The organism is Psychroserpens sp. (assembly GCF_045105015.1).
Classification (GTDB): domain Bacteria; phylum Bacteroidota; class Bacteroidia; order Flavobacteriales; family Flavobacteriaceae; genus Psychroserpens.
Genome location: NZ_JBGCCX010000105.1, coordinates 1 through 6,531 on the forward strand (window position 1 = coordinate 1; position 6,531 = coordinate 6,531).

The following is a 6,531-nucleotide window of genomic DNA, read 5'->3' on the forward strand; positions in this document are numbered from 1 at the left end:
AAGTGTTGGTTGGTTATAAAATGGTTAGGCTGAAATTATGAATTTTATAAATAAGATTTAAGTAAAACCTTTAATTTTTGACAAAGAAAAAACCGCAAGAGTAAACTCTGCGGTTTTTATGATTACTTGCGGAGAAAGAGGAACTATCCAAATTCTAAGTTTTGAGCTATAGTAAAGGTTTCAAAGCCTTCTAAAAATTTAGTGACCCCGAATTTGCCTCTTTTTAACAAAATTTTGGCAATTTTAAAGGTTTACCTAAAGGCAGCTATCTATTTTGATATAATTAAGTACAAATTTAATTCTAAGTCTTGGCGAATAAAAATTATTATAGTAAAATAATGAGATAATTACCGTAAAATGGTATCTTTCTCTAAAATTTACTTTTAGCTTGGATATTTCAGATTATATAAAACAATTGCAATCGGTTGAAGAATACTCGTTTTCCTGGGGTGAGCTTGTAGCAGCCTGTAATAAAACTGATACTGCTTTAACGCGAGAGCTCTCTCGATTGGTACTCAAAAAGGAAATTATAAATTTAAGAAAAGGGTTTTACTTAATCATTCCACCAAGATATTCGAAGCAAGAACAGTTACCGGTACAGTTATTTGTAGATAAGCTATTCAACTATTTGAATAGTAATTATTATTTGGGCTTTTATTCTGCAGCAAAGTTTCATGGTGCAGGGCATCAACAAGTGCAACGGGAATATATTATGACAGATAAGCAATTCCCTAATATTAAAAAGTCATCGCTTGATATTCATTTTTTTGCAACTTCAAAATGGCCAACAAAAAACATTTTAGAGAAAAAATCGGATGCAGGCATTTATAAAATTTCAAGTCCAGCACTTACTGCTATTGATTTAATTCATCATCAAACTAAATTGGGTGGTATCAATAGAATGTTAGCCATTCTAGAAGAGTTGTCAGAAGAAATATCCGCTCAAGACATAGAAGACCTAATTAGTTGGTATCCTCACAAAAGTACCTTGCAGCGTTTTGGTTTTTTGTTAGAATCAGTACTGCAAGTTGAATCCAATTTATATGAACCAATTTCGGAGTACTTAAAGGAGTCAAAATACTATCCAGTTTTATTGAGTCCAAAATCAAATGAGAGACCAGGAGCTATTCATAATAATTGGAAAGTGGATGTGAACATAAAACTAGAAAGCGATTTATGATTCCGAAGCCTTATATAGCGAAATGGCAAGAACAAGCCCCTTGGAAACAGTTTTATCAAGTGGAACAAGACCTAGTTATTAGTCGTGCTTTGGTAGAAATTTTCTCAGATGATTTTCTACTAGAAAACTTAGCCTTTAGAGGCGGTACTGCGTTGCATAAATTGTATTTGAACCCTGCACCAAGATATTCGGAGGATATTGATTTGGTTCAAATAAACGAAGGTCCAATAAAGCCAATAATGCAACGTCTAAATGAAGTCATTACATTTTTTGAAGAGGAAAGACAAACACAGGTTAAGGGTCATGGTGCAAAGGCATTATACCGTTTTACTTCTGAATATGAAGACATACGACTGCGACTAAAATTAGAAATTAATTGTAAAGAACATTTCAACGTGTTGCCTTGGGTTGAGTTTCCTTTTGAAGTAGAAAGTGATTGGTTTACTGGACGTACTAAAATTAAAACCTACAGTATTAATGAACTTTTAGGTACAAAATTAAGAGCCTTATACCAACGCAGTAAAGGAAGAGACTTATTCGATTTGGATTATGCTAGGTTGTATATGGAATTGGATGTAGAACAGATACTAAAATGTTTTAAGGAGTACATAACATTTTCAACAGGTAATAGACCACCAAGCCAAAAAGAGTTTTTAATGAATATTGAAGAAAAAGAACAAGACCCAAATTTCACAGGGGATATGGAGGCTTTATTACGACCAGAAATTGAATATGACCAAGCAGCAGCATTTCAATGGTTGAAAAATGAGCTTGTTGAGAAGATGAAATAAAAGTATTAATTATTACTGACTATTAAGAAAATTTAAAATATATGTAAGGTCTGCTCATTTTAAACAAATTGATACCATGGAATATTGTGTAGTTATGAATGACGAACAATTGATAGAGTAAATATTAAAATATGACAAGAAGTGCAGTAGATACTATTAAAGGATATTATTATTATCAATTTGACCTAACAGTTTTAAAGCTATTACAAGCAAAAACTGCTAATAATGAAATAACCATAGAGAATACTGAAGATGTTGATATACATACTGCAACAGAATCGACAGCTGTACAATGTAAATATTATGCGAAAACAGAATATAATCATTCCGTAATAGCTAAAACTATTAGGCAGATGCTTACTCATTTCTCGGACTTAAAAAAGTCCAATGGTACTTTTATAAAATATAATCTATATGGTCATTACAAAACTGGTCAGAATAAATTAAAGTTACCATATGAATGAAGATTTAAAAAAGGTTAATTGGGAATGCCATAATTTTACTTTAAACAATTTAAATCCAAAAAGATTAAATTAAGATTACTTTTCGTTAAACAATGAATCACTTCCATTATGGAGGTTCTTTTACAATTTCAAATTTGGGAGCATCTCACAGTAATCCATCATTATTTTTTGTGAAATATGTTTGTTACCAATTATTATATAGTACATCGATCAGAATAAAGGAATGATTATCCTAATCATATTCTAGAGTCTTCATTTTCAATTAAAAAGTATAATCAAATGATGTGGTATCAATTAAAATTCAATTAAGCATTAATTTTTTTCTATTATAAATAATCCAAATTCCTATAGAAAATGTAAAGGCCACTGTTATATAATACCAGATAGTCATCTGGTAATAAATATCTGATGGGATGCCTGTATTTGTTAATAAAACCAAGGCTAAGAGTGCTAAGCGAACCAATCCATAGCCAAGCAAAAAACTCCCCCATAATTTTAAAAGACTCTGGGCTTTAATGATTTTAGTTGACCATAAAAATGCAAATACAAATACCAATAATATTAGAAATATAAATGGGAAATAAGACCTTGCGAAAAGATGCTGTATAGTATGAACCAACATTGGTAAAAAGCTCAATAGTAAAATAAGTTGATTGATTTTTAAATTATTTATATGTGCTCTACTCATTTTTAAGAATTTTTGTTAGTATACAAGCTATGTATCTCGTTGATTTTTCTAAAAACTCAAAATTTATAGTCTCATAAGTGTCCTGTGAACTGTGATAATAGGGTGTGCTATCATCCATTTCCTCAAATGGGTGAATAGTAGCGTAACCAGCTTTTAGGAAAGGCTTATTGTCAGACCCTGCACCACCAATAATTTTGAGTTGTATATCTCGCAACTGCGCTTCATTCTGATAGATTCTTTCAAGAAATGGGGTAGGCGATTGTAAGGTCAATGCACCATCACCATCTGCGTCCCAACCTATCAAATCAAAGATGTGAACAGAGTGTACATCAAGATTTGAATTTTGAATACGTTGCACAAATACCTCACTACCAACTTCATCGTCTTCTTCTTGGTCAAAAAAAGCGATTACAACATTGTATTTCCGATATTTCAATTCCTGTAATTTTTTGGCAAGTGCCAAGCACAAAGCTACGCCGCTAGCATTATCTACTGCACCAGGTGTATTTCGCTCTGTGTCATAGTGAGCACCCAATATAATATGTTTTTTGGTCGGCTTTGTTGCGGAAAGTTTTCCAACAAGATTAATCCCTTTATTAGGTTGAAAGAACAAGTCCAAAAAATAATTGCTCTGTGGGGTTCGGTATTTTTGAAACTCAAATGACCACCCAGACTTTTTAAGCTCGCTAGCTAAATATTCAGCAGATAGGAGACGTTCTTTATAGTTAGCTCTTTGTTTTAAAAAGCGATTTTTTACAACAGCCTTTTCACCTGTCAACTTTGCTATTACTTCTTTTTGGTAATCTATGATATTGGTCACAGTATCTTTTTCTTGTGCAATAGTTGATGAAATTGAGAATAGTAAATAGAAAGTAATTATAGTTTTAAACATAGGTCTATTTTTATTGGGTCATGCGCCATTTAGCCCAAGTCTGTAGTGTAGTAATAGCAACTTTTTTTCCATTAGAACTGTTTGTAAGAATTATGATACCATCCTTTTTCTCAAAATCCATCATAAAGCCAGCTTCCCAACCAGTATTTGTGCCTGCATGACCTGTAACTTTTATAGGACCGAAATTGTGCGTTGCATATCCTAAACCATAAGCACTCCTTTTCGTTTTAGTTATTGGAATTATAGTCGTCATTTTTTGAACTGTTTTTTGAGTAAGAACTGCGTTGTCCACGAATTGTGCTTTTGAGAAAACTGATAAATCTTGAAGAGTTGTATGTAGCCCGGCTGCCGCCTTTGCTGTAAATCGTTCCAAATAAATTTCCTTGGCTTCCTTATCGTAAGGTTTTGCAGAATTTGTCAGTATTTTATTATCAATAATAAAACTGGTATTGTCCATATTGAGTGGCTCGAAAATACTTTTACGCATATAATTTTCAAATTTCTGTCCTGTCACTTCCTCTATGACAAGCTGCAAAATGGTATAGCCACCACCCGAATATTTAAATTGAGTTTGTGGTTCTAAAACAACTTTTACAGCTTTATTTTCTATGAGTGGACCGTTGTCACCTTTTAGAGATGCTTCCAAAGTTGGTAATTCATCATCAGGATGAAAACCGGGATATCCGTGTACAGATAATCCTGCGGTATGGCTCAAGATAGACCGTATGGTAACTTTGGTGTGGTCAAATTCAGATTTAGGTAATTTCCATCGTACTAAGTAGTTTTCGACAGGCGCATCAAGTTCAAGTTTTCCATTTTCAACCAAATTCATAATTCCCCAAGCTGTAAACAGTTTTGAAATAGAGCCAATGTTGAATCCCGTAGTTGATGATATCTCGACTTTGTTTGATTTATCACCATAACCGTATCCTTTTTCATAAATAACCTTGCCATTTTCAAGAACAGCAATAGCCATACCTGGCACATTGTTCTCTTTAAGCAGGGATGGGATTTTAGTATCCATCAAATGGTCAATAGATTTTGTTTTCTTTATTGTCGGCGACTGTGCAATTAGATATGTAGTAATACAGAATAATCCAAGTAGTAGTAATGATTTAAGGGTTTTCATTGAATAAAAATTTTAAGTTGACTCAAACTTAGTTTTATAATGAAATATTAAATAATAAGATTGATTGATGGCCTATATTATACTTTAATAAACACTCTTTTAATGACAAATACCGCTTGTTTTAGATTTGTTGTTGTTTGTAATGAAAAATCAGTAATCTGTCAAATAAATTGTAATCAGTTTTTTATTCAAATACCTTTATACTATGATTTCAATAGAAAAGAAATATCTATCATATTATATGGCAATCATCCTATTTATAGGTGCTAGCATAGGAATGATTCACTATAAACAATTATTGGAAAATTCACCAAAAGCAGTTTACGAGACTTATTTTTTGATTTTTCAAGTATTGTTTTTTGCTGTCATTGGTTATTTACTCATTTCTTGGGTTTTCAAATTGATACGCAATTATAGGTTGCTTAAAAATGAAAAGATAGAGGCTGAATTGCGCTTGTTGAAAAGCAAGATAGACCCACATTTCTTTTTTAATACGTTGAACAATTTGTACGGACTCGCTATAGCAAAATCAGACAAAACCGCAGAGGTCATTCAAAAACTGTCTGAAATAATGCGTTACACCATTTATGAAGGCGAAAAGAATCAGACACCTCTTAAAAGCGAAATCAACTATCTTAAAGAGTATATTGATATCCAAAAAATCAGGTACCAGAAAAATGTGGATATACAATTCAAAATAAATGTATTGGATGACTCGATATTAGTTGCGCCATTACTTTTTATCATGTTAGTTGAGAATGCTTTTAAACATGGAATTGAAAGCCTCACAGAAGATGCTTTTGTTCATATTAGTATATTTCAAAAAGAACATATGGTTACTTTTGAAGTCAACAATAATTTTGACTCTAAACCTGAAATGTCAAGGGGTTTAGGCTTGAAAAACTTGAGAAAACGACTAGAATATTTATACCCAAAAAGACACACCTTGTTTTTAGAAAAAGATAAAAGTATATATCGAGCAAAAATTACGTTATTGACTAAATGATTAGATATGCCATCATAGACGACGAGCCTATTGCTCACAATATAATAGAAGAATTTGCTAAAGAGATTATAAGCCTGCAAAAAGTGGGTAATTGCTACGATGCTTTTCAGGCTATTGATTTATTGCAAAAAGAAGAAATAGAGGTGCTATTTCTGGATATTAATATGCCAAAACTTACGGGTTTTGAAATGCTGAAAACCCTGAGAAATCCACCAAAAATTATTATTACCACTGCATATAAGGAGTTTGCTCTGGAGGGCTATGAGTTTCAAGTGTCGGATTACTTATTGAAACCTTTTACTTTTGAGCGTTTTCTTAAAGCGGTTAATACTGTTTTGGACTTCAAAGAGAACACATCTACATCAAATGAAATATTACATG

At 32.3% G+C, this 6,531-nt stretch carries 8 protein-coding genes; 5 read left to right on the top strand and 3 right to left on the bottom strand.

Features of this window, described 5'->3' with window-relative positions:
* Positions 1 to 388 precede the first annotated feature (388 nt).
* From AB8B90_RS07685 to AB8B90_RS07695, 3 genes are all read left to right on the top strand, one after another.
* Entirely contained in the window at positions 389 to 1,180 is a 792-nt protein-coding gene (locus AB8B90_RS07685; protein WP_405335347.1) for a type IV toxin-antitoxin system AbiEi family antitoxin, read from the top strand.
* A complete protein-coding gene (locus tag AB8B90_RS07690) occupies positions 1,177 to 1,971 on the top strand; it encodes a nucleotidyl transferase AbiEii/AbiGii toxin family protein (protein ID WP_405335349.1) in 795 nt (264 codons plus the stop codon). The genes AB8B90_RS07685 and AB8B90_RS07690 overlap by 4 nt, the downstream gene beginning before the upstream one ends.
* A gap of 131 nt (positions 1,972 to 2,102) precedes the next feature.
* Positions 2,103 to 2,435: a hypothetical protein gene (locus AB8B90_RS07695; protein ID WP_405335351.1), complete on the top strand. Its 333-nt coding sequence runs from the start codon at positions 2,103 to 2,105 to the stop codon at positions 2,433 to 2,435.
* Positions 2,436 to 2,736: 301 nt separating this feature from the next.
* Here AB8B90_RS07695 and AB8B90_RS07700 read toward each other — a convergent pair whose 3' ends face one another.
* Genes AB8B90_RS07700 through AB8B90_RS07710 form a run of 3 tightly spaced genes read right to left on the bottom strand, consistent with a single transcriptional unit; the run spans position 2,737 to position 5,144 of the window.
* Entirely contained in the window at positions 2,737 to 3,123 is a 387-nt protein-coding gene (locus AB8B90_RS07700) for a hypothetical protein (protein ID WP_405335353.1), read from the bottom strand.
* Entirely contained in the window at positions 3,116 to 4,015 is a 900-nt protein-coding gene (locus AB8B90_RS07705; protein WP_405335355.1) for a M28 family metallopeptidase, read from the bottom strand. Before AB8B90_RS07705 ends, AB8B90_RS07700 begins: the two co-directional genes overlap by 8 nt.
* A 10-nt stretch (positions 4,016 to 4,025) precedes the next feature.
* Positions 4,026 to 5,144 carry a serine hydrolase domain-containing protein gene (locus tag AB8B90_RS07710; RefSeq protein WP_405335357.1) on the bottom strand — a complete coding sequence of 373 codons (1,119 nt, stop codon included), beginning with the start codon at positions 5,142 to 5,144 and terminating at the stop codon, positions 4,026 to 4,028.
* Positions 5,145 to 5,349: 205 nt separating this feature from the next.
* Here AB8B90_RS07710 and AB8B90_RS07715 point away from each other — a divergent pair, with 205 nt between their 5' ends.
* Positions 5,350 to 6,150, top strand: coding sequence for a sensor histidine kinase (locus AB8B90_RS07715; protein WP_405335359.1), 801 nt, complete (start codon positions 5,350 to 5,352; stop codon positions 6,148 to 6,150).
* On the top strand, positions 6,147 to 6,531 hold a 385-nt coding region (locus AB8B90_RS07720), incomplete at its 3' end, for a LytR/AlgR family response regulator transcription factor (RefSeq protein ID WP_405335361.1). The genes AB8B90_RS07715 and AB8B90_RS07720, both read left to right, overlap by 4 nt.

Coding starts and splice junctions, on each gene's coding strand:
- AB8B90_RS07695 (WP_405335351.1), top strand. CDS start 2,103: ATGACAAGAAGTGCAGTAGATACTATTAAAGGATATTATTATTATCAA.
- AB8B90_RS07715 (WP_405335359.1), top strand. CDS start 5,350: ATGATTTCAATAGAAAAGAAATATCTATCATATTATATGGCAATCATC.
- AB8B90_RS07700 (WP_405335353.1), bottom strand. CDS start 3,123: ATGAGTAGAGCACATATAAATAATTTAAAAATCAATCAACTTATTTTA.
- AB8B90_RS07705 (WP_405335355.1), bottom strand. CDS start 4,015: ATGTTTAAAACTATAATTACTTTCTATTTACTATTCTCAATTTCATCA.
- AB8B90_RS07690 (WP_405335349.1), top strand. CDS start 1,177: ATGATTCCGAAGCCTTATATAGCGAAATGGCAAGAACAAGCCCCTTGG.
- AB8B90_RS07710 (WP_405335357.1), bottom strand. CDS start 5,144: ATGAAAACCCTTAAATCATTACTACTACTTGGATTATTCTGTATTACT.